Source organism: Variovorax sp. 22077, assembly GCF_052044195.1.
Taxonomy (GTDB): Bacteria; Pseudomonadota; Gammaproteobacteria; order Burkholderiales; family Burkholderiaceae_C; genus Variovorax; species Variovorax atrisoli.
On sequence record NZ_JBQEQC010000014.1, the window covers coordinates 114,548 to 138,702 of the forward strand.

Consider the following 24,155-nt stretch of genomic DNA (forward strand, 5'->3'; position numbering starts at 1 on the left):
AGCGATGAGTTCAGGCCCCCAAGCACTTCACGCGCCGCGCGTGCGCCGCGCAGCACTCGCCTTCATCTTCGTGACGGTGCTGATCGACTTCCTGGCGTTCGGCCTCATCCTTCCCGGGCTGCCGCATCTCGTGGAGCGGCTGGCCGGCGGCAGCACCGCGGCGGCGGCCTACTGGATCGCGGTGTTCGGCACCGCGTTCGCGGCGATCCAGTTCGTGTGCTCGCCGCTCCTTGGCGCGCTGTCGGACCGCTTCGGCCGGCGGCCGGTGATCCTGCTGTCGTGCCTGGGGCTGGCGGTCGACTTCGCGTTCATGGCGCTGGCCGACAGCCTGCCGTGGCTCTTCGTCGGCCGCGTGGTGTCGGGCGTGTTCTCGGCCAGCCTCACCACCGCCAACGCGTACATCGCGGACGTGACGGCGCCGCAGGACCGCGCCAGGAGCTACGGCATCGTCGGCGCGGCCTTCGGGGTCGGGCTGGTGCTCGGGCCGGTGCTCGGAGGGCAGCTGAGCCACGTCGATGCGCGCCTGCCTTTCTGGTTCGCGGCAGGCCTCACGATGCTCAACTTCTGCTACGGATGCTTCGTGCTGCCCGAATCGCTGCCGCCCGAGCGGCGCAGCCCGAGGCTCGACTGGTCGCACGCCAACCCGGTCGGCTCGCTGATGCTGCTCAGGCGCCATCCGCAGGTCTTCGCGCTGGCGGCGGTGATCTTCCTGGTCAACCTCGCGCAGTACGTGTACCCGAGCGTGTTCGTGCTCTTCGCCGACTACCGCTTCCAGTGGAAGGAAGACACGGTGGGCTGGGTGCTCGGCCTGGTGGGCGTGCTCAGCGTGATCGTCAATGCATTGCTGGTCGGACCGGGCGTGAAGCGTTTCGGCGAGCGGCTGGCACTGTTGTTCGGGCTGGGCTGCGGCGTGCTGGGCTTCGCCATCTGCGGCGCAGCCGATGCCGCCTGGGTCTTCATGCTCGCGCTGCCGTTCTGCACCTTGCTGGCCTTCGCGGGGCCGGCCGCGCAGGCGCTGGTCACGCGGCAGGTCGACGCGGCGGAGCAGGGGCGCATCCAGGGTGCGCTGACGAGCCTGGTGTCGGTGGCGGGCATCGTCGGGCCCGCGGCCTTCGCTGGCAGCTTCGGCTACTTCATCGGCGCGGATGCACCGGCGCGGGTGCCGGGCGCGCCGTTCTTCATTGCCGCTCTGTTCCTGTGCGTGAGCGTGCTGGTCGCGTGGCGCTGCACGCGACCCGTGGTGGCGGCTGCAGGCGACGCAGCGGTAGAGCCAACCTGAGGCGCGCCGGCAGGCCGCTTCAGCCCAGGAACTCGCCCTCGTTGAACTGCTCTTCCATGCGCTGAGTCGCCTTCGCGACATGGGCGGCGAGCATCTCGTCCAGGTCGATGCCGGTCAGGGCCTTCTGGCAGAGCGGCTTGTATCGCGCCACCCAGTCTTCTTCGCCTGCGTCGTGCTCGTAGACGACGTTGTGGAAGGCGCCGTCCCGGTCGAAGGCCAGAAGGGTGCGGTCTTCATAGCGGTGATGCGCCCAGCCGAAGACCACGTAGTGCTCCGTCAGCGCTTCCTGCGAGGCCGGCTTCAGACCGCCGAACTCCTGCCGGCTGCCGAAGGTGCACAGCGCGCCCATGAGGCTGGGCCAGGCGTCGTCGACGTCCGGGCTCTCGCCCCAGGAGAGCAGTCTGTCGATGGCGAGCAGGTCGACATGGCGCATGCGGTTCTCGGGCAGCAGCGAGAAGGCGCCCAGCGATCCATAGAGCGCTTTCAGCGGCTCGGGCAGGCGCATCCCGATGCGGGCCTCCAGGCTCTCGATGGCGTCAGCGCTCTCGGGGCCCTGGCGAACCGCGGAGAAGGCGCATCCGAAATCCTCGGCAGTGTCTTCGTCCTCGATCCGGGCGACCTGCCTGGCGAGTTCCTCGACCCTGGCTTCGTGGCGGTCGAGGGCGGCGGTGAAGCGGGGGAGGCGGTCGGCCAGGGAAGGAACTGTCTGCATGGTCCGTGCGGCGGGGCAGGGCGCCAGCCGTGCTGTTTGGGGCGCGGCGAGTATAGGCGGGCGGTCTCCGGACGGCAGCCGGGCAGTACTGGCCGCATGGCCCGTACGTAATTCCCCTTACGGTCCGGTCAGATTGCAATCAGTTTGACGCCAGAGCATGCAGGGGTCCGGCTTTCCGCCCGGATGGAGACGATCAGTGCCGGTTCGCCGGTGCCGGTGATTTCGAAACCCATCGCACAAGAAGAGATGAAAAACAGAACCCTTGTCAGAGGCTTGTTCCTCATGGCGATAGCGTTGGCCTTCGGCCTGACCTCGCTTCGCTACCCCATCGGAGACTTGAGCCGCGCCGGCCCCGGTTTGTTCCCCGCCATGATCAGCGCCATGCTGCTGGTGATCGCGGTTTCCACCGTGATCCGCTCGTTCTTCGTGGAGAGCGTGAAGCTGGAGTTCAACTTCAAGAACATCTCGCTCATCCTCGGCAGCCTCTGCGGTCTGGCCGTGATCTCCATGTACGTGAACATGATCGCCGGGATCATCTTCATGGTCTTCTGCTCGGGCTTCGCTGCATCGTCCTACTCGGTGATGCGCAACGTGAAGATCTCCGCCGGGCTGGTCATCATGGCGCTGGCCCTGCAGAAGCTGCTCGGCCTGAACCTGCCGCTGTATTGAGGAAAGACACGACACCATGGAAGTCCTCAACAATCTCGCGTTCGGGTTCTCGCATGCCCTGACCATGCAGAACCTGCTGTTCTGCGCCATCGGCTGCACGGTGGGCACGCTCGTCGGCCTGCTGCCCGGCCTCGGCCCGCTGGCCACCATCAGCCTGCTGCTGCCGCTGACCTACTCCATTCCCACCACCGGCGCGCTCATCATGCTGGCCGGCATCTACTACGGCGCCCAGTATGGCGACAGCGTCAGTGCCATCACGATGAAGATCCCGCATGCGAGCAGCATCGTGGCCTGCATCGACGGCTACGCGATGACGCTCAAGGGCCAGACGGGCCTTGCGCTCTTCACGGCCGGCTTCTCCAGCTTCATCGGCGGCACCGTGGCCATCATCGTGCTGTCGTTCCTTGCACCGGTGCTGGGCGAAGTGGCGTTCCTGTTCGGCCCCGCCGACTACGTCGCGATGATGCTCGTGGGCTTCGTGTGCGTGAGCTTCGTGACCACAGGCAGCCTGCTCAACGGCCTGGCGATGTGCATGATCGGCGTGCTGCTGGGCACCATCGGCACCGACGTGAACAGCGGCATGCAGCGCTTCACGCTCGACCTGCCGTTCCTGGTGGACGGCGTGGGCATCGTGAGCATCGCGCTGGGCTGCTTCGGCATCGCCGAGATCACCAAGAACCTCGACTCGCGCGAGGAGCGCTCGCCCTTCAACGGCAAGATCAACCTGATCCCGACCTGGGCCGAGTTCAAGCGGATCATCCCCAGCGCCCTGCGCGGCAGCGCGATCGGCTCCTTCCTTGGCATCCTGCCCGGCGGCGGCCCGACCATCGCCCAGTTCGCCGCCTACGCGATCGACAAGAAGGTCAGCAAGTACAAGCACGAGATCGGCACCGGCTGCATCGAGGGCGTGGCCGGCCAGGCCGCTGCCGACGAGGCCGCCGCGCGCACCAGCTTCATCCCGCTGATGAGCATCGGCATCCCCGAGAACGCGGTGATGGCGTTGATGCTGGCCGCCTTCATCATCAAGGGCATCCAGCCCGGCCCGAACATGATCGGCAGCCACCCCGAACTCTTCTGGGGCCTGGTGGCCAGCATGTGGATCGGCAACGTGTTCCTGCTGGTGCTGAACGTGCCGCTGGTGCGCTACTGGCTGTCGGTGTTCAAGATCCCGTACGCCGTGCTGTTCCCGTCGATCCTGTTCTTCTGCTGCATCGGCACCTACAGCGTGAACAACAGCCTGGAAGACATCTTCATCACCGCCGCCTTCGGCTTCATGGGCTACATGTTCATGCGGCTGGAGCTCGACGCGGCGCCGCTGATGCTGGGCTTCATCCTCGGCCCGATGCTGGAGGAGAACTTCCGCCGCGCGATGCTGCTGAGCCGCGGCAGCTTCGGCATCTTCGCCACCCGCCCGATCAGCGCCACGCTGCTGAGCCTGGTCGGCGTGTTCATCGTCTGGCAGGTGGTTTCGTTCCTGAACAACGTGCGCAAGAGCAAGGGCGCCGCGTTGCCGCCGCAGTCAGGCGCGGCGCTGGAGCCGCAGGAGTAAGCGGCCCGGCCGCCTTCCTGCAAGCGGACGAAACTGCATTCGCCGCGTTGCCCGATCCGGGTGACGCGGCGAATTGCTTTTCGGGGCGTGGTCGCCTGGCGCGCCTGCCTCGCCTCGCCTCGACCTGAATCAATGCATGTCAATGCATGCGTGCGAACTTCCCCGGCGGCTGTCCCACGTGCCGGCTGAATGCCGTGCTGAAGGTGCTCGCCGATCCGTAGCCTACCCGCTGCGCCACTTCCGCGATCGCAAGCTCGTCGCCGCGCAGAAGCTGTTTGGCCAGGGCCATGCGCCATGAGAGCAGGTATTCCATCGGAGGCATGCCGACCGCTCGGTTGAAGCGATCGAAGAAGGCCGAGCGCGAGAGCGCGCTCTTGCGCGCCAGCTGCTCCACCGTCCAGCTGCGTGCGGGGTCTCCATGCATGTGGCGGAAGGCGGCAGCCAGCCGCCTGTCGGCCAGGCCGCGCAGGAGCCCGGGCGAGGCCTGTTCGCCCGAGCTGCTGCGCAGCGCCTCCACGAGCAGCACTTCCACGAGCCGTGTGAGCACCAGTTCGCGGCCCGGCCTGCGTTCCAGCGATTCCTCGCGTACCAGCTTGGTCAGCAACGGCAGCTTCTGCGAACCCTGCACATGCAGCACGGCGGGAAGCAGCGACACGAGCATGGCCGAATCGGGCGAGTCGAACTCGAAGTAGCCGCCCAGCATCCGTACGTCGGGACGGCCGCCGCGCGTGCCGTGGCGGATCTCGCTGCCGCTCGTATCCATGGCGGCCTTGCGCGCATCGATGGCCACCGGTGTGCCGGGCTCCAGGCTCGTCATCGTGAAGCCGGGCGTGGTGGGCAGCAGCACGAAGTCTCCAGCGGCAAGCGTCAGCGTTTCCTCTGCGTCGACCGACAGCAGGCAGCTGCCTTCGAGCAGCGCGCAGAAGCTCGGAAGGCCGAACTGCGTGTAGCGCACGCCCCAGCGCCCGGCTCCGCTGATCACCTTGGAGAACACCGCGCGGGGCTTGAGCAACGAGATCACCTGCGACAACGGATCGACGGCCATGGCTGGACTCTCGCAAATGAATGATGGACTGATGATTGTAGATAGTCCGATCGAAGGCGCCTATCGTACGGGCTCCTTCCAACGCTCATTCACTCATCCACACAGAGGACCCCATGAAGACTGTTCTGATCACCGGCTGCTCGTCCGGCTACGGCCTTGCCACCGCGCGCCACTTCCATGCCCAGGGCTGGAAAGTCATAGCGACCATGCGCAAGCCGCAGGAAGGCCTGTTCGAGGACTCGCCGCGCATGCGCGTGCTGGCGCTCGACGTGGCGCAGCCGGAGAGCATCGCCGCAGCGCTCGAAGCGGCCGGTCCGGTCGACGTGCTGGTCAACAACGCCGGCGTCGGCCTGTTCGGCGCCTTCGAGGCCACGCCCTTGGCGACGACGCGCGAGCTCTTCGAGATCAACACCTTCGGCGTGATGGCCATGACCCAGGCCGTGCTGCCCGGCTTCCGCGAGCGCCGCAAGGGCGTGATCGTCAACGTGACATCGAGCGCGACGCTCGCGCCCATGCCGCTGGTCGCTGTCTACACCGCCAGCAAGACCGCGATCGAGGGCTTCACCGCCTCGCTCGCCCACGAACTGCAGGCGTTCGACGTCGCAGTGAAACTGGTCGAGCCCGGCTATGCACCCACGACACGCTTCGCGGACAACGGCCGCGAGCGCATGCAGGGCCTGATCACCGAGCCTTACGCGCCCCTTGCACATTCGATCTTCGGCATGCTGGCGCAGGCCACGCAACTGACGCAGGAGTCAGACGTCGCCGAGGCGGTCTGGCGAGCGGCGAACGACGCCACGGGGCAACTGCGATTCCCGGCGGGCGCCGACGCGGTCGCGCTGGCGCAGCGGGCCGCGGGTTGAAGCAGTCGGTCGGCGCTTTCGCCAGCCTCAGCCGGCCGAAGTCACTGCCGCGGTGGCTGGCTAAGAAGCCTCGGGCTCGCGCTGCAGCGCAGTGTCGGTATGGGGAATGGGCGCGGTCAGGATCTGCGCCAGCCAGTGATCGAGCGTGTCGCCCGATGGCCGTGCCGGGCGATGGCCGCCGGGCGAGGGTTGCGCGGCGCTTTCCGTGCGGCGCGTGATGGGCCCCACCTCGTCGGGAAACCATCTGAAGATGCTGAGCTGGCTCTTGTAGCCGTCACCCTGGCGCACGAACAGAAATCCCTGCTGCGCGTTGCCTTCCGCATCGACCGGGACACCGGCGGCACGCAGGGCCGTGACCCTTGCACCTGTGTCCATGTCGCGCGGCAGCTTCAAGGTGATGGTTGCGTTGTGGACCATTCGTCTCGCCATGTTCTTACCCTCATGCTTTCTTGTGGCTCGCTGACTCGAAAAGCTTTCCCAGGGGCCCGCGCTTATGTGTGAGGGAGGCGCGGGCCTCCCGGAACTTCATTGCGCTACCGCTTACTTGTCGTGATGCAGGTAGCTCGCCTGCTTCGGCAGCAGCAGGCTCACGGTGAAGGCGACGACCATCATGGCCGTCACGTACCAGTAGAAGTACGACTCGTGCCCGATCGACTTCAGGCCCAGCGCCACGTACTCGGCGCTGCCGCCGAAGATCGCGTTGCCCACCGCGTACGACAGGCCCACGCCGAGCGCGCGGATCTCGGGCGGGAACATCTCCGCCTTCACGATGCCGCTGATCGAGGTGTAGAAGCTCACCACCGCCAGCGCGAGGGTGATCAGCGTGCCGGCCACCAGCGGGCTGCTGACGTTCTGCAGGTTGCTCAGCACCGGCACCGTCATCAGCGCGCCCAGGGCGCCGAACAGCAGCATGTTGCTGCGGCGGCCGATGCGGTCCGACAGCGCGCCGAACAGCGGCTGCATGCACATGTAGATGAACAGGCAGGCCGTCATCACGTTGCTGGCTGTCTTGATCGACATGCCGGCCGAGTTCACCAGGTACTTCTGCATGTACGTGGTGAAGGTGTAGAAGATCAGCGAGCCGCCGGCCGTGTAGCCCAGCACCACGAAGAAGGCGCGCTTGTGGTGCGTGAACAGCTCGCGCATCGTGCCTGCGCCCTTGGCGGCACGGGTCTTGGTGCTGGCGGTCTCGGTCAGCGTGCGGCGCAGCATGAGCGCCACCACGGCCGCGATGGCGCCGAGCACGAAAGGAATGCGCCAGCCCCAGGCCTTGAGCTCGGCCTCGTCGAGCACCTGCTGCAGCACCACCACGACCACCACCGCGAGCAGCTGGCCGCCGATCAGCGTGACGTACTGGAACGACGAGAAGAAGCCGCGCTGTCCGCGCATCGCCACTTCGCTCATGTAGGTGGCGGTGGTGCCGTATTCGCCACCCACCGACAGGCCCTGCAGCAGGCGTGCCAGCAGCAGCAGCGCGGGAGCGGCTGCGCCGATCTGCGCATAGGTCGGCAGGCAGGCGATGACCAGCGAGCCCACGCACATCATGACCACCGAGGTCACCATCGAGGTCTTGCGGCCCTTGCGGTCGGCCAGCCGGCCGAACAGCCACCCGCCGATCGGGCGCATCAGGAAGCCGGCGGCGAACACGCCGGCGGTGTTCAGCAGCTGAACGGTCGGGTCCGACTTCGGGAAGAAGGCCGGCGCGAAATAGATCGCGCAGAAGGCGTAGACGTAGAAGTCGAACCACTCCACCAGGTTGCCCGAAGAGGCGGCGAAGATGGCGAAGATGCGCTTGCGCTTTTCCTCGAAGGTATAGGGCGTGTTGTTGTTGGCGGAGGCGGTTGCCGCGTCGGGGCTCGATGCGCCGGCGGCCGCGCTTGCGATGGCGGTCATGGAAGGGGTCCTTGTCTCTGGCTGCGGCCCGCGGCGTAAGAAGAAAAGGCACGCGCGGGCCGTTGCGGCGAGTCTGTCCCGCTCGTGCGGCGCTGTCGTCCGTAGCTGGCCGTTGGCTGGCTACGTATCGGTACGCAAGGGTAAACCCCTAGATCGGGGCGCCCGGCAGCCTACAGCCCGTGTTCCCGCAGAAACCGATCCAGCTGGTGGCTGTTCGCTAGCCCCAGCTTCGCGAACACATGCGCGCGATGCGTTTCCACCGTGCGCTGTTCCAGCGGCGCCAGCTCCTGCGCGATCTGCTTGTTGGGCTTGCCCTCGGCCACGAGCCGGGCGACCTGCATCTCGCGCGGGGTGAGCTTGTCCCACAGGGCCTGCGCGGCCTGGCGGGCCTGGCGGCGGGTGGCGATTTCGCCGGCCTGCTGCAGGGCGCGGGCGATGGTGTCGAGCAGGCGCTCGTCGTTGCAGGGTTTCTCGAGCCAGCCGAAGGCGCCGTTCTGCACGGCCTCCACGGCCATGGGGATGTCGCCGTGGCCCGAGAGGAAGATGACCACCAGCGGGCTGTCCTGGCTGCGCAGCGCGTCGAACACCTGCAGGCCGCTCATGCCTTCCATGCGCAGGTCCAGGATCACGCAGCCGGCGCGCTGCAGGTCGGTGCCTTCGAGGAAAGCCTCGCCCGAGGCGAAGGTCTGCACCGCGTAGCCGCGCGACAGCAGCAGCAGCCCGAGCGAGCGGCGCACGGCCTCGTCGTCGTCCACGATGCACAGGTTGTTGGCGGCAGCGGCGGTGTTGTTGGTCATGTCGGAGGCGATATTTCGAGCTCGAGGGTGAAGACGGTGCCACCGCCCGGACGGTCGGCGAAGGTGAGGCGGCCCCGGTGCGCCTCGACGATGGTGCGGCAGATGTTCAGGCCCAGCCCCAGTCCGCCGGTCTTGGTGGTGAAGAAGGGCGAGAACACCTGGTCGGCCACGGCTGAATCGATGCCCGGGCCGCGGTCGGCCACATGGATGTGCATGCGGCCTTCCTTCAGCTCCGCCTCGATCTCCACCAGCCGCTGCTCGAGCGGCACGGCCTGCATGGCGTGCAGGCTGTTCGACAGCAGGTTGAGCAGCACCTGCTCCAGCAGCACGCGGTCGCCGCGCACCTCGGGCAGACCGTCGGGAATGCGAAGCTCCGCGCGCGCCTGGCGCATGCGGATCTCGCCCTGCATCAGCGCGATGGCGTTGCCGGCCAGCGCGGCCACCGAGCACTCCTCGGTGCCCACGGTGCGCTGGCGCACGAAGCCCCGGATGCGCCGCACGATCTCGGCGCTGCGCTGGGCCTGCGTCACCGCCTCGTCGAGGCTGCTCACCAGCAGCTGCTGGTTGCCCTGCTCGGCGAAGGCCTTGGCGGCGCTCGCGAAGTTGCTCAGCGCCATCAGCGGCTGGTTGAGTTCATGTGCCAGCGTCGAAGCCATCTCGCCCAGGCTCGCGAGGCGCTGGGCGTGCTGCAGCTGCTCGTCGTTCTGGCGCTGGCGCAGCTCGGCGCGCTTCTGCTCGGTGATGTCCACCACCGAACTCATCCAGCCGGCGTGCTTGCCGTCGGCATCGATCAGCGCGGCGGTGTAGACCATGGTGATGACCTCGTGCCCGTCGCGGTGACGCAGGCGCGACTCGAAACCCGAGCGCGCGGGCTGTCCGCTCATCATGGCGTCGTAGTGGCGCCAGTGCTGCGTCACGTCGTTCGGGTGCCAGTAGGGGTAGGGCGGCAGCTTGCCCAGCAGCTCGTCGGCGCCGTAGCCTGTCATCTCGCAGAAGGCCGGGTTCACGTAGATGATGCGGCCCTCCAGATCTCGCGCGCGCATGCCCACCAGCAGCGAGTCTTCCATCGCCTTGCGGAAGGCATGGGCTTCGTCGAGCTCGTGGGTGCGCTCGCGCACGCGCAGCTCCAGGTCGCGCCGTGCGTCGCGCTGCTCGGCGAAGCGGCGCTCGCGCAGCTGCCAGTAGAGGCCCGCCAGCAGCAGCACGACGGCGCACAGCAGCCCCAGCATCCAGGCACGCTCGCGCGCGTTGGCGACCTCGGCGTGGTCGGTCATCACGGTCAGCGTCCAGCCGAGGTCGGGCAGGCGCTCGTCCACCGCGAGGTACTGGCGCGGTCGTCCGCCGATGCTGGTGCGCACCAGGTAGCCGAGTTCGCCTTCCTCGCGCTCCACCTTCCACGGCAGCGCGCCAAAGGCGGTGTGCGTGCCGTACTGCTGCTCGCGCCGCATGCCTTCGAGTTCGGAGGCCTGCAGCGGTCGCGAGGCGCGGTACATCCACGCCGGCACCGAGCTCAGGAACACGACGCCGCGCGCGTCGCTCAGCAGGATGGGGTCGCGCGCGAAGTTCCAGGTCTCCTGCACCTGGCGCAGGCTGACCTTGACCGTCACCACGCCCCTTATCTCGCCGCCTTCGCCGCGCACCGGCGATGAAATGAAGAGCCCCGGCTCGCCGGTCGTCTGACCCACGCCGTAGAACAGGCCGTTGCGCCCCGAGCGCGCGTCGATGAAGTAGGGCCGGTTGGCGTACGACTGCCCGACGAAGCTCTGCGGCGTGTCCCAGTTGCTGGCCGCCAGCGTGAGGCCCTGCATGTCGCTCAGGTATAGCGCGTCGGAGCCCGCCTGCCGGTTCACCTGCTCGATGTAGAGGTTGGCGCGCTGCTTGGCGGCCATGTCGTTGGGGCGCGCCAGCGCCGCCAGCACGTCGGGATGAAGGCCGGCGGTGAAGGGCAGGTAGCTGTACTTGCCGGCGGCATCGCGCAGGCCGAGCACGTGGACTTCCATGGCGCGGCGTATCGAATCGGCCAGGAAGTTCGATTCGCGCTTCGCCGCCCACTGCCCGGCCAGGCCGATCAGCAGCAGCGCCACCGCGCATGCGGCCACCCACGCGGCCACGGCGCGATGCCGGCGGCGCTGGCGGGCCGGGGAGGGCGCCGGCGCCATGTGCGTCGGGCCGGGAACGGGGGTGGACAGGGAGGTGGGCGGCATGGAGGGGCGGGGCCGACCGGCGGCGGGAGGAGGATTTTGCCCTGATCCTCCCGCACGGGCCCGGCAGCCCCTCCGGCGCTCCTGCAGCTCAGGCCGCCACCGGCTGCACCTGCGCAGTCGTGTGCTGCCCGGCTCGCGGCGCCGCTCGCGCGTCGAGCTGCTTCGCGAGCGCCGCCCAGCGCACCCGCGCCGACACCACGCTTTCTTCCTTCACATGCCCGAAGCCGCGGATCTGCTCCGGCAGCCGCGCCAGCGACAGGGCGGTGTCGAAGTCGACGGCGCCGAAGCGCGCGATCACGTCCTCGACCATCGCGCGGTAGTCCTCGATGAGCTGCCGCTCCATGCGCCGCTCGGCAGTGCGGCCGAAGATGTCGAAGGCGGTGCCGCGCAGGCCGCGCAACCCTGCGAGGACGCGGAAGGCGCCCATCATCCACGGCCCGAAGCTGGTCTTGAGCGCGCGGCCCTCGGCGTCGCGTCGGCCCAGCACCGGCGGCGCCAGGTGGAAGCGCAGCACCGGCTTGCCCTCGAACTGCTCGCCCAGCTTTTCCATGAAGCCCTTGTCGGTGTACAGGCGCGCGACCTCGTACTCGTCCTTGTAGGCCATGAGCTTGAAGAGGCCCGAGGCGACCGCCTTCGCCAGCACGTCGCTGCCGCGCTCGCGCTGTTCGACCGCGCGCACACGCTCCACCAGCTCGGCATAGCGCTGCGCATACGCGGCGTTCTGGTAAGCCGCGAGGAACTTGGTGCGGCTCTTCACCAGCGCCTCCAGGCCCTGCGGCCGCTGCAGCGCGACGACCTTCTGGGGCGAAGCCTCGCGCGTCACCGCCGCGAGGTCGAGCGCCGCCTTGCGGCCCCAGCGGAATGCCGCCTGGTTCGCCTTCACCGCCACGCCGTTGATCTCGATGGCCTTGTCCAGCGCCTCGGCCGACAGCGGCACATGGCCCTTCTGGAAGGCGAAGCCCAACAGGAACAGGTTGGCCGCGATCGCGTCGCCCATGAGCCGCGTGGCCAGCTGAGTCGCATCGACGAAGTCGGCGCGGCCCTCCACCGATTCCTCGATGAGCGCGCGCACCTGCGCGGCCGGGAACTGCCAGTCGGGCTGCTGCGCGAAATGGCCCGTGGGCTGCTCGAAGGTGTTGACCAGCGCATAGGTGCGGCCCGGCCGCATCCGCGCGATGGCGTCGGGCGCGCCGGCCGTGAGCATGTCGCAGCCCAGGATCAGGTCGGCCTCGCCGGTGGGAATGCGCTGTGCCTTCAGCTGCGCCGCATCTCGCGCGATGCGCACGTGCGAGGTCACCGAGCCGTTCTTCTGCGACATGCCCGTCATGTCGAGCACGCTCACGCCCTTGCCCTCGAGGTGCGCCGCCATGCCGATCAGCGCGCCGATGGTGATGACGCCCGTGCCGCCGATGCCGGTGATCAGGATGTTGTGCATGCCGTCGAGCGCAAGCTGCTTCGGCTGCGGCAGCGAGCCTTCTTCGGCCGCGGCCTTGGTGGCGACCGGCGCCTGCCTGCGCGGCTTCACGCCTTCGACCGTCACGAAGCTGGGGCAGAAGCCCTTGATGCACGACTCGTCGGCATTGCAGGCGCTCTGGTCCACCGCGCGCTTCAGGCCCAGCTCGGTCTGCCTGGGCAGCAAGGCGGTGCAGTTCGACTGCTCGCCGCAGTCGCCGCAGCCTTCGCACACCGCGTCGTTGATGAACACGCGCCGCGCGGCCTGCGGGAACTCGCCCTTCTTGCGGCGGCGGCGCTTCTCGGCGGCGCACACCTGGTCGTAGATCAGCACCGAGACGCCCTCGAACTCGCGCAGCTCGCGCTGCACCGCGTCCATGCTGTCGCGATGGTGCACGGTGAGCACGAAGCCATCCCGGTCGGGCGGCAGCACGCTGCGGTCGGCCCAGCGCGACGGGTCTTCGGCCACCAGCGCGAGGCGCTTCACGCCCTCGGCCGCCATCTGGTGCGCGATGCGCGGCACGGTGATGGGGCCGTCCACCGGCTGGCCGCCGGTCATCGCCACCGCGTCGTTGTAGAGGATCTTGTAGGTGATGTTCACGCCCGCCGCCACGGCCGCGCGGATGGCGAGCGAGCCCGAGTGGTAGTAGGTGCCGTCGCCCAGGTTCGCGAACACGTGCCTGCGCTTGGAGAACCAGGCCTGCCCCAGCCACGGCGCGCCTTCGCCGCCCATGTGCGTGGTCGTGCGGTTGTGCTCGGGGTAGATGGCGGTGGCCATCACGTGGCAGCCGATGCCCGCGAGCGCGAGGCTGCCTTCGGGCACCTTGGTCGAGGTGTTGTGCGGGCAGCCCGAGCAGTACCAGGCCGGTCGCGAGGGCGTGGCGACGGCCTTGCCCAGGACCACGTCCTTCGCGTCGAGGATGGCGAGCCGCATGCGGATGCGGTCGCTGGTGTGGAAGCGCGCCACGCGCCCCGCGATCACGCGCGCGATCTGCGCCACCGAGAAATCGGCCGTGGCCGGAAGCAGCCACTTGCCGCGCGGATGCGCTCCCCATTCGCCCTGCTCGTCGAACTTGCCGATCACGCGCGGGCGCACGTCCTCGCGCCAGTTGTAGAGATGCTCCTTGAGCTGGTACTCGACGATCTGGCGCTTCTCTTCCACCACCAGGATCTCTTCAAGACCTTCGGCGAATTCGCGGATCGAATCGGGCTCCAGCGGCCACGGCATCGACACCTTGAAGAGCCTGATGCCGATGCGCGCCGCCTCGTCGGCGTCGATGCCCAATTCTTCCAGCGCTTCGAGCACGTCGCGGTACGACTTGCCCGAAGCCACGATGCCGAGGCGCGCCTTCGGCGAATCGATGGTCACGCGGTTGAGCCGGTTGGCGCGCGCATAGGCGATGGCGGCGTAGATCTTGTAGTCCTGCATCAGTGCTTCCTGCTTGCGCGCCTGCACGCCGAGCGTGTCGGTCGACAGGCGCGCATGCACGCCGCCGGGCGGGAAGACGAAGTCGGAAGGCAGCTGGGTGTGCACGTCGAGCACGCCGGCCGGAATGGAGCCCGAAGACTCCACCGTATCGGCCAGCGCCTTGAAGCCAACCGGCAGCCCCGCGAAGCGCGACATCGCGAAGCCGTGCAGGCCGAGCTCGATGTACTCCTCCACGCTCTGCGGATAGAGCATCGGGATCATCGACGCGGCGAACAGGTGGTCGCTCTGGTTCGGCAGCGTGGACGAAGACGCGCCATGGTCGTCGCCCGCCACCAGCAGCACCCCCCCGTGGGGCGAGGTGCCCGCGTGGCTCATGTGCTTGAATACGTCGCCGCAGCGGTCCACGCCCGGCGCCTTGCCGTACCACATCGCGAAGACGCCATCGACGGCGGACTCGCCCGTCAGGTGCACCTGCTGCGTGCCCCAGACGGCGGTGGCGGCCAGCTCCTCGTTCACGCCGGGCAAGAACTTCACGGCGTTGGCTTCGAGCTGCGGCTGCGCCTTCCACAGCGCTTCGTCCAGGCCGCCCAGCGGCGAGCCGCGGTAGCCCGAGACGAAGCCTGCGGTGTTCAGCCCGGCCTTCTGGTCGCGCCATTTCTGCACGAGCATCAGGCGCACCAGTGCCTGGATGCCGCTGAGGTAGATCCGGCCTTCGGTGGCCGTGTATTTGTCGTCCAGCGCAACGCTGGCCAGTTCGTGGGATGCCATGACTGAAAAGGACTCCGGGTAGGACTCGTCGGAATGCGGGCATGGCCCCGGTAGAGGGCCGGCTCGCGGAACGCCCCGGCGGGGTAGACGCCGGGACAGCAACGATTCTTCCGCCTCGTCCACGGAAAGTGCTTCTTCGTTTTGGCAAAGAGCGATCCATTCCGGAAGATCTGTCTTCTGCAGGTGCAATCCTCCGAAAGTATTTCGGAGGAGGCTGCGGCTCCCGCCGGCCCGACAATGTCGGCCTTGCAGACCTCTCCCGCACCCCATGAGACCCGACCTCGATTCGCTGGCGCTCTTTCTTCGCGCCATTGAGCACGGCAGCCTGTCGAAGGCCGCAGCCGAGAGCCACATGGTGCTGTCGGCCGCCAGCCGCCGCCTCGCCATCCTCGAAGAGCAGCTGGGCGTGGCGCTGCTCAACCGCAGCTCGAAGGGCGTGACGCCGACCGGCGCCGGCGAGTCGCTGGCCATGCATGCGCGGCAGATCCTGCGCGACGTCGACCGCATGCGCGCCGACCTCTCGGACTACGCGCAGGGCGCCACCGGCCGCGTGAGGCTGCATGCCAACGCATCGGCCATGGGCCAGTTCCTGCCCGACGACGTGGCGAGCTTCCGCCAGCGCTACCCGGAGATCCGCGTGAGCGTCGAAGAGCACCGCAGCGTCTACATCGTGCAGGCCATCCGCGACCGGCAGGCCGACGTCGGCGTCATCACCAGCGAGGCGGCCGACCCGGCGCTGCACTTCATTCCCTACCGCACCGACCGGCTCGTGGCCATCGTGCGCCAGAAGCATCCGTGGCGCGGCCGCGAGGTGTCGTTCGAGGAACTGCTCGACTACGACTTCGTCGGCCTGGAAGACGACTCCGCCATCTCCCGCACCATGGAAGACGCCGCGATGAGCGCACGCAAGGTGCTGCGCCTGCGCGTGCGCGTGAAGAGCTTCGAGGCCGTGTGCCGGATGATCGAAGCGGGCATGGGCGTGGGCATCCTGCCCGAAGGCGCTGCAGTGGCCTATCGCAAGGAGATGAAGCTGCGCTTCATCAATCTCACCGACGCGTGGGCCTCGCGGCGGATGTACCTGTGCACGCGGCAGGAGGCGTTGAGCTTTCCGCAGCGGAGGCTGGTGGATCACCTGCTGGCGCGCGGGATGTCGTGAGGCTCTGGCTCGGCTTCGGGGGCGTTCGGGGCGACGCTCACGCCGACGGGGTACCTTGCTCCGCGAATGTCCCCCCGGCCTTTGGCCTCCTCCTTTATTTCGCTGCGCAAGGCACCCCATCTGCGTGAGCGTTTGGGAGCCTGTGTGTGGACTCGCGAGGTCTGTGCAGAGGGCAGTGCTGAAGCTGCATTTGTTGGCAGTCTGTGCGACTTCGTGCTGCTGCAGCAGCTACTTGGCCGGCTTCTTCTCTAGAGTGAATGCCCCTGTCACTCGACACCCCACCAAGGGGATCAGAAAGGCGCAACACACCCGAGTCACTCAGATGTTTGAAGGCTGCTTGCCTCGCGGCAGGTCGTCGGTGCGAAAGCACTGATGCAGATGCGAGGTATCAAAAGGCGACGGCCAGGGTGTAACGAGCACCCCGGCCGTCTAACCAAGTTCGTGCAACTACCTTGGAGGAAACGCACAAAAATGGCTACCAAGACTATAGCCCGGCCAACTACGCCGGTAGCTTCCGCAGAAACCGCCCAACAAGACCCGGCGGATCTTCTCGAAAACACCCTTACTCAGCTCGAAGCTCTCCTGTGGGTCTGCCATGGTGAAGAGATCGACTGGTGCAGCGGTGATGGGCCTCGGCAACTCAACAATCTGCTTTGGCTTGCGGCCGAGATGGCGCGCAAGGCTGGAGATCTGTTTCAGATGAGCGAGAAGAGGCGGCGTGGGGCGCCTGGGGCTGGCGGTTGATTGCTGGTCTGCGGGCTGCGGGTTCGCGGCCCGACAGGAGCCAACTATCTATAGCTAGCTCCCTTTGCGATAAAGCCTCAGAATACGCCGCGCCGGTCTGGTCCCTCAAAGTGGAGTTCCGATATGAAGAATCGCTTCGCGCTCGTGCTCGCGCTGTTGACTGCCGTGCTCTGCATTGCGAATGCGGCAGCACAGCCGACCTTCCCGAGCAGCTTCAAGACCCGGACCGTCACCACGGCGGATGGCGCAAGCATCTTCGTCCGCTCCGGCGGTGCTGGTCCCGCCGTGGTGCTCATTCATGGATTCGGCGACACGGGCGACATGTGGGCCCCGCTGGCGCAAGAGCTGGCAAAGACGCACCTGGTGATCGTCCCAGACCTCCGCGGTATGGGGAAATCGTCAAAGGCCGCCAGTGGCTACGACAAGAAATCGCAGGCTGTAGACATCCGCGCGGTCGTGACTGCACTGAAGCAAGATAACACCGCCGTCGTCGGCCATGACATCGGCACGATGGTCGCGTATGCGTATGCGGCGAGCTACTCCGACAAAGTCGACAAGCTCGTCGTGATGGACGCACCGGTGCCCGGCATCGCTCCATGGGACCAGATCATCCTGTGGCCGGCGCTATGGCACTTCAATGCCGGCGGCCGCGATTTCGAGCGACTGGTGGCCGGCAGGGAGCGCATCTATCTCGACCGGTTCTGGAACGAGTTCGCCGGCACGCCCTCGAAAATCGACGAGGCAACGCGGCGCCACTACACCAAGCTCTACGCGCAGCCGGGCGCGATGCGCGCCGCCTTCGCTCAGTTCAATACCATCGCCAAGAGCGACGTCGCCGACAACATCGCGTTCGCCAAGACCAAGCTCCCCATGCCGGTGCTCGCCATCGGCGGAGAGAAATCCTTCGGCGAGAACATGGCGATCGTCATGCGCAACGCGGCAATCAATGTGCGCGGGGAAGTCGTACCGGGCGCAGGGCACTGGTTGATGGAGGAGAGCACCGGCGCCACGGTCGGTTTGATCGAAAAATTTCTGGCCGCTTCGCAGTAGGCTGTCGGCGCACATCTGTTGGCGAACGTCGGCTTCAGAGAAGCGCGAGGGAACGCAACAGGCCTATTGCTCCAACGATCTGCTTGGCTGCGGCTGGCCAGGACCAGACCTTCGTGGTCGGGGCAGAATGTGCTTAAAAGCAGCCGTTCCCGGGGCACGAGATGAAATTTCGCATCGAACACATCTTTCACCAGCAGCGTCCTGTGTCGCTCTTTGCGCGACAGCTCGAACCGGGTGAGTTCGCTGTCTCTGAGAGGTCTCGCTTGGGTGGGGTGCCCATCAAGCCTTACCTATCCCAACCTCGGGCGCTGACCACGGACGGGCAGCCGGACATTACGGTCTTCACGTTCGTGCTCGCCACTGCCAACGATTTGCCTAGACTTCAGGTAGGCCAAGATGCTGAACTCGAAGATGCGTGACGCGTCTCGGCCAGATGCAGTCGCTCTTCAGCAGAGTTCAGTTCTTTGATTCAACAAAGGGGCGTGAAAAATGCAGACTCCGAAGAGTCAGTCGATGTGGGGAAGACTTATCAAACGCCTCAAACTGGCGCTACTTCGGAGCGGGGCGAAGACTGACTGAGCCCGGCCAAAAACAGACATCTAGACAAGATTTCCCATGTCTTCAGCACTTGCCTTCTACGACCACATTTGCTGGGGGACTAACGCCGCGGTCCACGACATCCTCGGGAGGGCGGCATCGATTGCAGCTGAGCGCTATGGGGTCGGCGATCCGGTATCACAGCTACTTGCATGCGAGCTAGCAGAGTACTGGGGAGGCAAGGTCGTAAACCTGAGTGAAGCCGATCTGCCTGTCGATCAGCTTTTTGAGGTTCTCACTGCCGCCCGCGAACAAGCTTGTGCGAGCGATGAGTTCACTACGATGGGTCGGAGTTGGCTCACTGACGCAATGGCGACGTTCTGCAAGGAAGTGGAAACGGCAACTAAGCCGCCAAGACGAACTGTGCCTAAGTAGCACGGTGCAGTGTGGCTCCGCGTGCACATTCTCACATCCACAGACATGGCAAGATTTGGCCAGGAGCGGAAGTTCGTGCACGACGGCTTTCAGGTAGGCTATCCAGAAGACCACCTTAACAATCGTGAAGGCTGCCCATGGAATCCTATTCAACGCGCTGCCTGTTCGAGTGGGAACCTCGAGACGGACAGAAGAAGGCTCATCTATACGAGGAGCGCATCACGTTGTGGCAAGCCGAGTCCGCAGACGAGGCCATAGAGATGGCGGAACGCGAGGCGAAAGCCTATGCAGGGGAAGACTCGACCTTCCTTGACGTTTGCCAGTCCTATTGGCTCGTTGATCCCGTTGCGGCGTCGGGCGTCGAGGTCTTCTCTCTGTTGCGCGAGAGCGACCTTGAGCCGGATGCGTACATCAACGCGTTCTTCGAGACTGGCGACGAGCACCAGCGTAACGACTAGGCCTGCGGGGGCATCCCTGCAAGCTCTCTCTCGATTTTTGTCTGCTCCAGGACAGCAAATTCACGCGCTCCAATTTCTGCTGTGGGCCGAGGCTGTGTGAAAACGTGTGGCGCTCGTGTTTTCGTGGGTGGTCAAACCATTCCTTAAGCCTCAATCGTCGATCGTGGCGCGATCTGAGAGGTCGACTTTCAAGAGATCAGCATGACGGCAGCGTTTTTACACAGCCTCGGCCCGAAGCTGCCAGTCGCCAAATCCGAAGGAGGACATTCAAGTAAAGTCGTTCGCCCGCGAGCATCAGCGAACTGCCATGCCTAAGACATTACCCCGAACCATCAGCCTCGTGACTTGCAGCACGCGCGAGATGACAGTGCGGCATTCCTTCGGGAATCGCTTGGCCTTTGCGAACGCAGCAAGGACGTGACAAGCCGTCCGGATGCCCCGAGCCGCCGGCGGCCGTGGCTACAGTCGATGGTGGCTCTCGCCGTCGCGACATTCATCGGCTGGGGGTGCCTTATGGGCGCGAGCGAGGTGGTGGAAAGCCTGCGCACTGGGGTGCTCAACAACCGCAAAGGACCTGACATCCTTGCAGCAGAGCAGCCCGTCATTTACTGGGCCCTGATCGGCTTTTACACGGCGGCAACTCTGACTGCCGCCGGTTTGGGGCTTTTGGTGCTGGCCATTGCCGTGCGCGATCTGATCGGTGCAAGAGGTCCGGATCGATGAATGCGTCGTCCACACGCTTGGTGAACCGCGTGCCGGTGGTGACCAGCCTGTTGTCGGTTGTCCGTCCGGCGCAGTTCTCCCGGCCGACTGTAGCCAGACTCTTAGCCATTCACGCGCCCCGCGAAGAAATCGCGCTGACAATGCAAACTCCTCTGCGGGAGCCCCGGACGATCGCCTGCATCTGATCGGCCCTCAGGTCGTCAAGCCTCCATCCTCGTTCAAGCTTGAAGCAGGCTCCATTGCTCAGAAAAAGTTTCGAGGCTGATCGGCTTCGCATGAGGGTCCTCCTCCCTGAACAATCCGCGGCCAACACCGAGGTCCTGCACCGCGTCGCGAAAGCCTCCCGTCGAGCCTGATGCGATACCCCAGGCTCGACGTTTGCAAACCGCGAGGGGACTTTGGAGCAGCGTCGCGATGGCGGTCATTGCGGACCGGAGGTCGTCTCTGCGCGCAACGGGAGCGCCAGCTGTCAGCGCGACCACCAACACGGAACCGAACAGAGGCTCAATTCCATGTTGTACGTGAGGCGCCCGAAGCAGATGGAAGTAGAAGTCCGGCGCCTCGTGCTCTTTCACGCACACCGTCCACGATGGTGTCCATGCTTCCATTCCAAGGAATCTCCGAAGACTTGGCTCAAGGGCACCGGAGGGTGACCCGTGCGTCCAACGCAAATGCGACTTCGAGTCCCAGCCCATCTTTCCGAAAGCGATCGATCTAGATTCCTTTCCCACACCTGAGGTCTGGCTTGACCGGACTGTCGGATTTCCTCGGTCGGAAGAGACAAATGGCGCGAGCAACGGCTCGATCTTCATCCATACCTCCCATTGCCAGGGGAGCAAGTTTGGCGCACCAAGCAATGCATACACATCGTAGTTCTTGGCGTAGTACGGATTTGAGCTGTTCACGAGGAGTGGGTCTTTATTCAACTGAATGTACGCCCTGATGCGCGCCGCGAGCTTGTCATGGGTGCGTATGTCTGCGCCGGGCGCGGAAGAGGCCCTGTGACCTCAGGCACCGACCGGCGAACAAAGCTCCACCAGCGCCCCATCCGGACAGCGCACATACGACACTATTTGCCCCCAAGGCTTGGCACGAGGCGGTGCCAGCTCTGCAGCGCCGGCAGCCAGTGCCCGCGAATGCGCAGCTGCAACGTCGTCGGTGACAAGACCCAACTCCATCCCCAGCGGCTTCTCCGATTCCGACGCGGCAACGTGACCGCCATTGAAGTTCATCGATGCAAGCTCGTGTGCCGCGAACGCGAGCGTGGTCTCGCCGCTTTCCAGCTCGCCATACGTTCCCGATTCATGCAGGAAGCGCCTAGAGAAGCCGAATGCCTGCTCGAAGAACCGCAGCGAGTCTTCGACACTGGGGACGTAGATGATGGTGTAGCCGAGCTTCATTGATGCTTTCCGGTTGATTCGCCTGCTGGATCGATGCGGCGGCGTGTGAATCGATCTTGCCATGTGGCGATCGGCTGCTTGCCTTCGACACCGCACAGTCCATGGGGGAACCGATGAAGACGAAGACTGGCCCCCGCGGCGACCAGACAAGGACGTCATACGCCATGCGATGAGGCGTCCATAAGGCGTATGCCATCCTGTCTATGCCCTCCAGCTTGCGAGGTATTCGAGCTCGATGGAGCGAGTACTACGCAGCCGGGCGCTTCATTCGAAGATGCAATGTAGAAGGGCATCGAAAGCGCTCGACATCCGGCTTCGTGTGGATGCTTGAACCTTCGGTCGAGCACATCACCGCCTTGCAAAACAGCTGCCTCCTCATGACTTTGGTCATTTCGGGATCGCAATCACGAGCACTAAGATGCCCGCACCATGGTCAATGCCGCACCACTGCCACTGCATGTTGCGCCGTCGCGCAGCGAGGCCGGCGTGACCATACCGGCACGGGGCATCCTGGTGGTCGACGACCATGAGCTGGTGCGGCTGGGCCTGCGGGCGCTGTTGCTTGCGGAGACTGCGAGCGTGCCGGTGCACGAGGCGCGCAGCCTGGCGGACGCGTTGCGGCTGTACGAGTTCTATCTTTCTTCGCATCTGCTGGTGCTGCTCGATCTCGATCTTCCCGACTCCCAGGGGCTCGATACGCTGGTCCGTTTCAGGCGCGCGTTTCCTGCATCGCGTGTGGTGGTGCTCTCTGGCAAGGACAGCCAGGCGTTGATGCAGGGAGTGACGGCGCTCGGGGCGCAGGCCTTCCTGCCCAAGACGGGGCACCTGGGCGAGGTGTTGCGCTACGTGCGTGACAACGATCTGGTCGCGCAGCCGGGCTTGTCGACCGCTTCACCGGTTGCTGCACCTCACGCCGTGCCCGCGATGGCCGAGCCGCAGCCGCAGCTCAATGCGCGCCAGGTCGAGATCCTCGACTGGGTGCTGTCCGGCAAGTCGAACAAGGAGATCGCGCAGCTCTCGCACCTGACCGAGGGAACGGTCAAGAACCACGTGTCCACGCTGTTGCTGCTGTTCGGCATGCGCTCGCGCGCGCAGCTCATCAGCAGCCTGCGGTAAGGGACGCGATCGAATCGCGCGATGCGGCTCTCTGGATGGCTGTCCGCATGCCGGCGATGAATGACCCTCAATCGCCGGAACTCGCCCAGCGCGTGCTGCGCGAGCAGGTGGCCTCGGTCCATGCCAATGCGCCAGGGGCCTATCTGGCGGACCTTCTCACGGCGCAGTCGCTGGGCATCGCGCTGTTCCTGTCCACGTGGCGCTGGCAGGTGCTGCTTTGGATGGCGCTGCACCTGGCGTTGACGCTGCGGCGTGCGTACCGGCGCTATCGGCGCAGTCCCGACGCGGCCGATCACCCCGAGTACTGGGCGCGCTTCAATGCGCGCAATGTGCTGCTGCGCTCCTGCGTCTGGGGACTCGCTCCGTGGCTGTGCGTGCCGCCGGGGCGCCACCTGGGTCTGTGGGTCATGGTGATCGTGATGATGATGGGCGGCTGTGCGGGCGGTGCGCTGTCGCTGGCCGTGCTCAAGCGGAACATTCCGCGCTTCATCGTGCCGAGCATGGCAAGCCTCACTCTGGCACTGGCCTGGCGCGGAGACAGCACGCATCTGTTCCTGGCAAGCGGCTGCCTGCTCTACATGTGCGTGATGATCATGTTCGCGCTGCAGCACCACAGGCTGCTGACCGCTTCGTTGACCATGCGCTTCGAGAAGGAGGCGCTGGCCGAGCAGCTCAGCCTCCAGATCGCCGCCACGCAGCGCGCCAGCGAGGAGAAGACGCGCTTTCTCGCTGCGGCGAGCCACGACCTGCGCCAGCCCATGCACGCGATCGCGCTGTTCGGCGCGGTCATCGAGAAGAAGCTTCGCGGCAGCGAGGACTGGGATCACGCCGCGCGGCTGATGGATGCGGTCGGAACGCTCGGCGATTCGCTCGACACGCTCCTCGACATCTCGCGGCTGGATGCCGGCGAGGTGGCACCGCAGATACGGCCGGTGGAACTCAACCCGTTGTTCCTCGCGCTCAACAATGTGTTCGCGGCGCAGGCGGCCGACAGGGAGCTGCAGCTTCGGCTGCGCGCCACGCCTTGCTGGGTGCTGAGCGATCCACAGCTGCTGCAGCGGCTGTTGTCCAACCTGGTGGACAACGCGCTCAAGTACACGCAGCGCGGCGGCGTGGTGGTGGCCGCGCGTGCACGCGGGCCTCTGGTGTGGATCGACGTGCGCGACACCGGCATCGGCATTGCCGATGAGCACCTCGGCAGCATCTTCGACGAGTTCTATCAGATCGGTAACCCGGGGCGCGATCGGGCGAGAGGCCTTGGCATCGGGCTGTCGATCGTGCAGCGGCTCTCGCGCCTTTTGGGGCATCCGCTGCAGGTGCGTTCGCGCTCGGGGCGGGGCAGTTGCTTTCGGCTGGTGCTTCCCGCGGTGTCGGCCCTGGGCGTTGTGCAGGCGACGGCTCGCCCGGGTACCGCCTTGCCGCTGCCTCGGCGTGTGCTGCTCCTCGACGACGAGGCCGCGATACGACAGGCCGTCTCGGGGCTGCTGCATGCCCATGGCGTGGCCATCGACGCGGTGTCCGGCGAAGCAGAGGCCGAGGCCGTGCTGGCGCACGCCGCGGAAGGGAGCTCGCCCGTCGAGGTGCTGCTTTGCGATGTGCGGCTGGCAGAAGGCGCCGACGGATTGGCCGCGGCGCAGCGTCTGCGCGCACGCTTCGGACCCGGTCTGCACGTGATGCTGATCACCGGCGAAACCGCGCCGCAGCGGCAGCAGCAGATGCGCGACTCCGGGCTGCAGGTCCTGCTCAAGCCGGTGGCTGCCGACAGGCTGCTGCAGGCACTCGCATCGATGGCACAGCTCGACAAGGCACCCGCCGGCATGCGCTCGTGAGCATGAATTTTTTGCTGCTTTGCGATGACCTTCGACACTGGATCGGG

General features: G+C 66.1%; 22 protein-coding genes. 13 read left to right on the top strand and 9 right to left on the bottom strand.

What is annotated here, in order from left to right; all coding sequences use genetic code 11:
• The first annotated feature begins 4 nt into the window (after window positions 1-4).
• Window positions 5-1,279 (top strand): TCR/Tet family MFS transporter, encoded by a 1,275-nt coding sequence (locus ACTJLF_RS20845; protein ID WP_440883849.1) that lies wholly within the window; start codon window positions 5-7, stop codon window positions 1,277-1,279.
• Between the two features lie 19 nt (window positions 1,280-1,298).
• Here ACTJLF_RS20845 and ACTJLF_RS20850 read toward each other — a convergent pair whose 3' ends face one another.
• Window positions 1,299-1,991, bottom strand: a complete 693-nt coding sequence (locus ACTJLF_RS20850; protein WP_145761973.1) for an SMI1/KNR4 family protein — start codon at window positions 1,989-1,991, stop codon at window positions 1,299-1,301.
• A gap of 246 nt (window positions 1,992-2,237) precedes the next feature.
• Here ACTJLF_RS20850 and ACTJLF_RS20855 point away from each other — a divergent pair, with 246 nt between their 5' ends.
• Both ACTJLF_RS20855 and ACTJLF_RS20860 read left to right on the top strand, forming a co-directional pair.
• A complete protein-coding gene (locus ACTJLF_RS20855) occupies window positions 2,238-2,660 on the top strand; it encodes a tripartite tricarboxylate transporter TctB family protein (protein ID WP_026346643.1) in 423 nt (140 codons plus the stop codon).
• A gap of 16 nt (window positions 2,661-2,676) precedes the next feature.
• On the top strand, window positions 2,677-4,209 hold the full coding sequence (locus tag ACTJLF_RS20860; RefSeq protein WP_019657027.1) for a tripartite tricarboxylate transporter permease: 1,533 nt from the start codon (window positions 2,677-2,679) through the stop codon (window positions 4,207-4,209).
• A gap of 139 nt (window positions 4,210-4,348) precedes the next feature.
• Here ACTJLF_RS20860 and ACTJLF_RS20865 read toward each other — a convergent pair whose 3' ends face one another.
• Window positions 4,349-5,254, bottom strand: a complete 906-nt coding sequence (locus ACTJLF_RS20865; protein ID WP_440883850.1) for a cupin domain-containing protein — start codon at window positions 5,252-5,254, stop codon at window positions 4,349-4,351.
• A 113-nt stretch (window positions 5,255-5,367) separates the two neighbouring features.
• Between ACTJLF_RS20865 and ACTJLF_RS20870 the strand changes: the two genes are divergently transcribed.
• The gene (locus tag ACTJLF_RS20870; protein ID WP_440883851.1) at window positions 5,368-6,117 is read left to right on the top strand and encodes an SDR family oxidoreductase; all 750 of its coding nucleotides are present in this window, start codon (window positions 5,368-5,370) and stop codon (window positions 6,115-6,117) included.
• 60 nt (window positions 6,118-6,177) lie between these two features.
• On the opposite strand, the gene ACTJLF_RS20875 is transcribed toward ACTJLF_RS20870, so the two are convergent.
• The 5 genes from ACTJLF_RS20875 to ACTJLF_RS20895 all read right to left on the bottom strand — a co-directional run bounded on the left by ACTJLF_RS20875 (window position 6,178) and on the right by ACTJLF_RS20895 (window position 14,660).
• Window positions 6,178-6,534, bottom strand: coding sequence for a hypothetical protein (locus tag ACTJLF_RS20875; protein ID WP_019657030.1), 357 nt, complete (start codon window positions 6,532-6,534; stop codon window positions 6,178-6,180).
• Between the two features lie 123 nt (window positions 6,535-6,657).
• On the bottom strand, window positions 6,658-8,010 hold the full coding sequence (locus tag ACTJLF_RS20880) for an MFS family transporter (RefSeq protein WP_440883852.1): 1,353 nt from the start codon (window positions 8,008-8,010) through the stop codon (window positions 6,658-6,660).
• Window positions 8,011-8,180: 170 nt separating this feature from the next.
• Window positions 8,181-8,807 (bottom strand): response regulator transcription factor, encoded by a 627-nt coding sequence (locus ACTJLF_RS20885; RefSeq protein WP_019657032.1) that lies wholly within the window; start codon window positions 8,805-8,807, stop codon window positions 8,181-8,183.
• Window positions 8,804-10,966 carry an ATP-binding protein gene (locus ACTJLF_RS20890; RefSeq protein ID WP_440883878.1) on the bottom strand — a complete coding sequence of 721 codons (2,163 nt, stop codon included), beginning with the start codon at window positions 10,964-10,966 and terminating at the stop codon, window positions 8,804-8,806. The genes ACTJLF_RS20885 and ACTJLF_RS20890 overlap by 4 nt, the downstream gene beginning before the upstream one ends.
• Before the next feature lie 133 nt (window positions 10,967-11,099).
• Window positions 11,100-14,660 (bottom strand): indolepyruvate ferredoxin oxidoreductase family protein, encoded by a 3,561-nt coding sequence (locus tag ACTJLF_RS20895; RefSeq protein WP_440883853.1) that lies wholly within the window; start codon window positions 14,658-14,660, stop codon window positions 11,100-11,102.
• A gap of 268 nt (window positions 14,661-14,928) precedes the next feature.
• Here ACTJLF_RS20895 and ACTJLF_RS20900 point away from each other — a divergent pair, with 268 nt between their 5' ends.
• The 7 genes from ACTJLF_RS20900 (at window position 14,929) to ACTJLF_RS20930 (ending at window position 19,763) form a co-directional block, all read left to right on the top strand.
• A complete protein-coding gene (locus ACTJLF_RS20900; protein WP_019657035.1) occupies window positions 14,929-15,816 on the top strand; it encodes a LysR family transcriptional regulator in 888 nt (295 codons plus the stop codon).
• A gap of 471 nt (window positions 15,817-16,287) precedes the next feature.
• Window positions 16,288-16,560 (top strand): hypothetical protein, encoded by a 273-nt coding sequence (locus ACTJLF_RS20905; RefSeq protein WP_440883854.1) that lies wholly within the window; start codon window positions 16,288-16,290, stop codon window positions 16,558-16,560.
• A gap of 123 nt (window positions 16,561-16,683) precedes the next feature.
• Complete coding sequence (locus ACTJLF_RS20910; protein WP_440883855.1) at window positions 16,684-17,610, top strand: alpha/beta fold hydrolase; 927 nt, start codon at window positions 16,684-16,686, stop codon at window positions 17,608-17,610.
• A gap of 161 nt (window positions 17,611-17,771) precedes the next feature.
• Window positions 17,772-18,029, top strand: a complete 258-nt coding sequence (locus ACTJLF_RS20915; RefSeq protein ID WP_019657037.1) for a hypothetical protein — start codon at window positions 17,772-17,774, stop codon at window positions 18,027-18,029.
• 196 nt (window positions 18,030-18,225) lie between these two features.
• Entirely contained in the window at window positions 18,226-18,582 is a 357-nt protein-coding gene (locus tag ACTJLF_RS20920; RefSeq protein WP_440883856.1) for a hypothetical protein, read from the top strand.
• A 137-nt stretch (window positions 18,583-18,719) separates the two neighbouring features.
• Entirely contained in the window at window positions 18,720-19,040 is a 321-nt protein-coding gene (locus ACTJLF_RS20925; RefSeq protein ID WP_019657039.1) for a hypothetical protein, read from the top strand.
• A gap of 345 nt (window positions 19,041-19,385) precedes the next feature.
• A complete protein-coding gene (locus tag ACTJLF_RS20930; protein ID WP_440883857.1) occupies window positions 19,386-19,763 on the top strand; it encodes a hypothetical protein in 378 nt (125 codons plus the stop codon).
• A 218-nt stretch (window positions 19,764-19,981) separates the two neighbouring features.
• Here ACTJLF_RS20930 and ACTJLF_RS20935 read toward each other — a convergent pair whose 3' ends face one another.
• On the bottom strand, window positions 19,982-20,188 hold the full coding sequence (locus tag ACTJLF_RS20935; protein WP_260310594.1) for a hypothetical protein: 207 nt from the start codon (window positions 20,186-20,188) through the stop codon (window positions 19,982-19,984).
• 582 nt (window positions 20,189-20,770) lie between these two features.
• Window positions 20,771-21,163 carry a VOC family protein gene (locus tag ACTJLF_RS20940; protein WP_019657042.1) on the bottom strand — a complete coding sequence of 131 codons (393 nt, stop codon included), beginning with the start codon at window positions 21,161-21,163 and terminating at the stop codon, window positions 20,771-20,773.
• 429 nt (window positions 21,164-21,592) lie between these two features.
• Here ACTJLF_RS20940 and ACTJLF_RS20945 point away from each other — a divergent pair, with 429 nt between their 5' ends.
• Complete coding sequence (locus tag ACTJLF_RS20945; RefSeq protein WP_019657043.1) at window positions 21,593-22,279, top strand: response regulator transcription factor; 687 nt, start codon at window positions 21,593-21,595, stop codon at window positions 22,277-22,279.
• Between the two features lie 56 nt (window positions 22,280-22,335).
• Window positions 22,336-24,108 carry an ATP-binding response regulator gene (locus tag ACTJLF_RS20950; RefSeq protein WP_038115874.1) on the top strand — a complete coding sequence of 591 codons (1,773 nt, stop codon included), beginning with the start codon at window positions 22,336-22,338 and terminating at the stop codon, window positions 24,106-24,108.
• Window positions 24,109-24,155: the final 47 nt, after the last annotated feature.

What these genes read in the sequence shown, in the direction of transcription:
- ACTJLF_RS20845 (WP_440883849.1), top strand. Translation starts at nt 5, where the DNA reads ATGAGTTCAGGCCCCCAAGCACTTCACGCGCCGCGCGTGCGCCGCGCA.
- ACTJLF_RS20850 (WP_145761973.1), bottom strand. Translation starts at nt 1,991, where the DNA reads ATGCAGACAGTTCCTTCCCTGGCCGACCGCCTCCCCCGCTTCACCGCC.
- ACTJLF_RS20855 (WP_026346643.1), top strand. Translation starts at nt 2,238, where the DNA reads ATGAAAAACAGAACCCTTGTCAGAGGCTTGTTCCTCATGGCGATAGCG.
- ACTJLF_RS20860 (WP_019657027.1), top strand. Translation starts at nt 2,677, where the DNA reads ATGGAAGTCCTCAACAATCTCGCGTTCGGGTTCTCGCATGCCCTGACC.
- ACTJLF_RS20865 (WP_440883850.1), bottom strand. Translation starts at nt 5,254, where the DNA reads ATGGCCGTCGATCCGTTGTCGCAGGTGATCTCGTTGCTCAAGCCCCGC.
- ACTJLF_RS20870 (WP_440883851.1), top strand. Translation starts at nt 5,368, where the DNA reads ATGAAGACTGTTCTGATCACCGGCTGCTCGTCCGGCTACGGCCTTGCC.
- ACTJLF_RS20875 (WP_019657030.1), bottom strand. Translation starts at nt 6,534, where the DNA reads ATGGTCCACAACGCAACCATCACCTTGAAGCTGCCGCGCGACATGGAC.
- ACTJLF_RS20880 (WP_440883852.1), bottom strand. Translation starts at nt 8,010, where the DNA reads ATGACCGCCATCGCAAGCGCGGCCGCCGGCGCATCGAGCCCCGACGCG.
- ACTJLF_RS20885 (WP_019657032.1), bottom strand. Translation starts at nt 8,807, where the DNA reads ATGACCAACAACACCGCCGCTGCCGCCAACAACCTGTGCATCGTGGAC.
- ACTJLF_RS20890 (WP_440883878.1), bottom strand. Translation starts at nt 10,966, where the DNA reads ATGGCGCCGGCGCCCTCCCCGGCCCGCCAGCGCCGCCGGCATCGCGCC.
- ACTJLF_RS20895 (WP_440883853.1), bottom strand. Translation starts at nt 14,660, where the DNA reads ATGGCATCCCACGAACTGGCCAGCGTTGCGCTGGACGACAAATACACG.
- ACTJLF_RS20900 (WP_019657035.1), top strand. Translation starts at nt 14,929, where the DNA reads ATGAGACCCGACCTCGATTCGCTGGCGCTCTTTCTTCGCGCCATTGAG.
- ACTJLF_RS20905 (WP_440883854.1), top strand. Translation starts at nt 16,288, where the DNA reads ATGGCTACCAAGACTATAGCCCGGCCAACTACGCCGGTAGCTTCCGCA.
- ACTJLF_RS20910 (WP_440883855.1), top strand. Translation starts at nt 16,684, where the DNA reads ATGAAGAATCGCTTCGCGCTCGTGCTCGCGCTGTTGACTGCCGTGCTC.
- ACTJLF_RS20915 (WP_019657037.1), top strand. Translation starts at nt 17,772, where the DNA reads ATGAAATTTCGCATCGAACACATCTTTCACCAGCAGCGTCCTGTGTCG.
- ACTJLF_RS20920 (WP_440883856.1), top strand. Translation starts at nt 18,226, where the DNA reads ATGTCTTCAGCACTTGCCTTCTACGACCACATTTGCTGGGGGACTAAC.
- ACTJLF_RS20925 (WP_019657039.1), top strand. Translation starts at nt 18,720, where the DNA reads ATGGAATCCTATTCAACGCGCTGCCTGTTCGAGTGGGAACCTCGAGAC.
- ACTJLF_RS20935 (WP_260310594.1), bottom strand. Translation starts at nt 20,188, where the DNA reads ATGACCGCCATCGCGACGCTGCTCCAAAGTCCCCTCGCGGTTTGCAAA.
- ACTJLF_RS20940 (WP_019657042.1), bottom strand. Translation starts at nt 21,163, where the DNA reads ATGAAGCTCGGCTACACCATCATCTACGTCCCCAGTGTCGAAGACTCG.
- ACTJLF_RS20945 (WP_019657043.1), top strand. Translation starts at nt 21,593, where the DNA reads ATGGTCAATGCCGCACCACTGCCACTGCATGTTGCGCCGTCGCGCAGC.
- ACTJLF_RS20950 (WP_038115874.1), top strand. Translation starts at nt 22,336, where the DNA reads ATGAATGACCCTCAATCGCCGGAACTCGCCCAGCGCGTGCTGCGCGAG.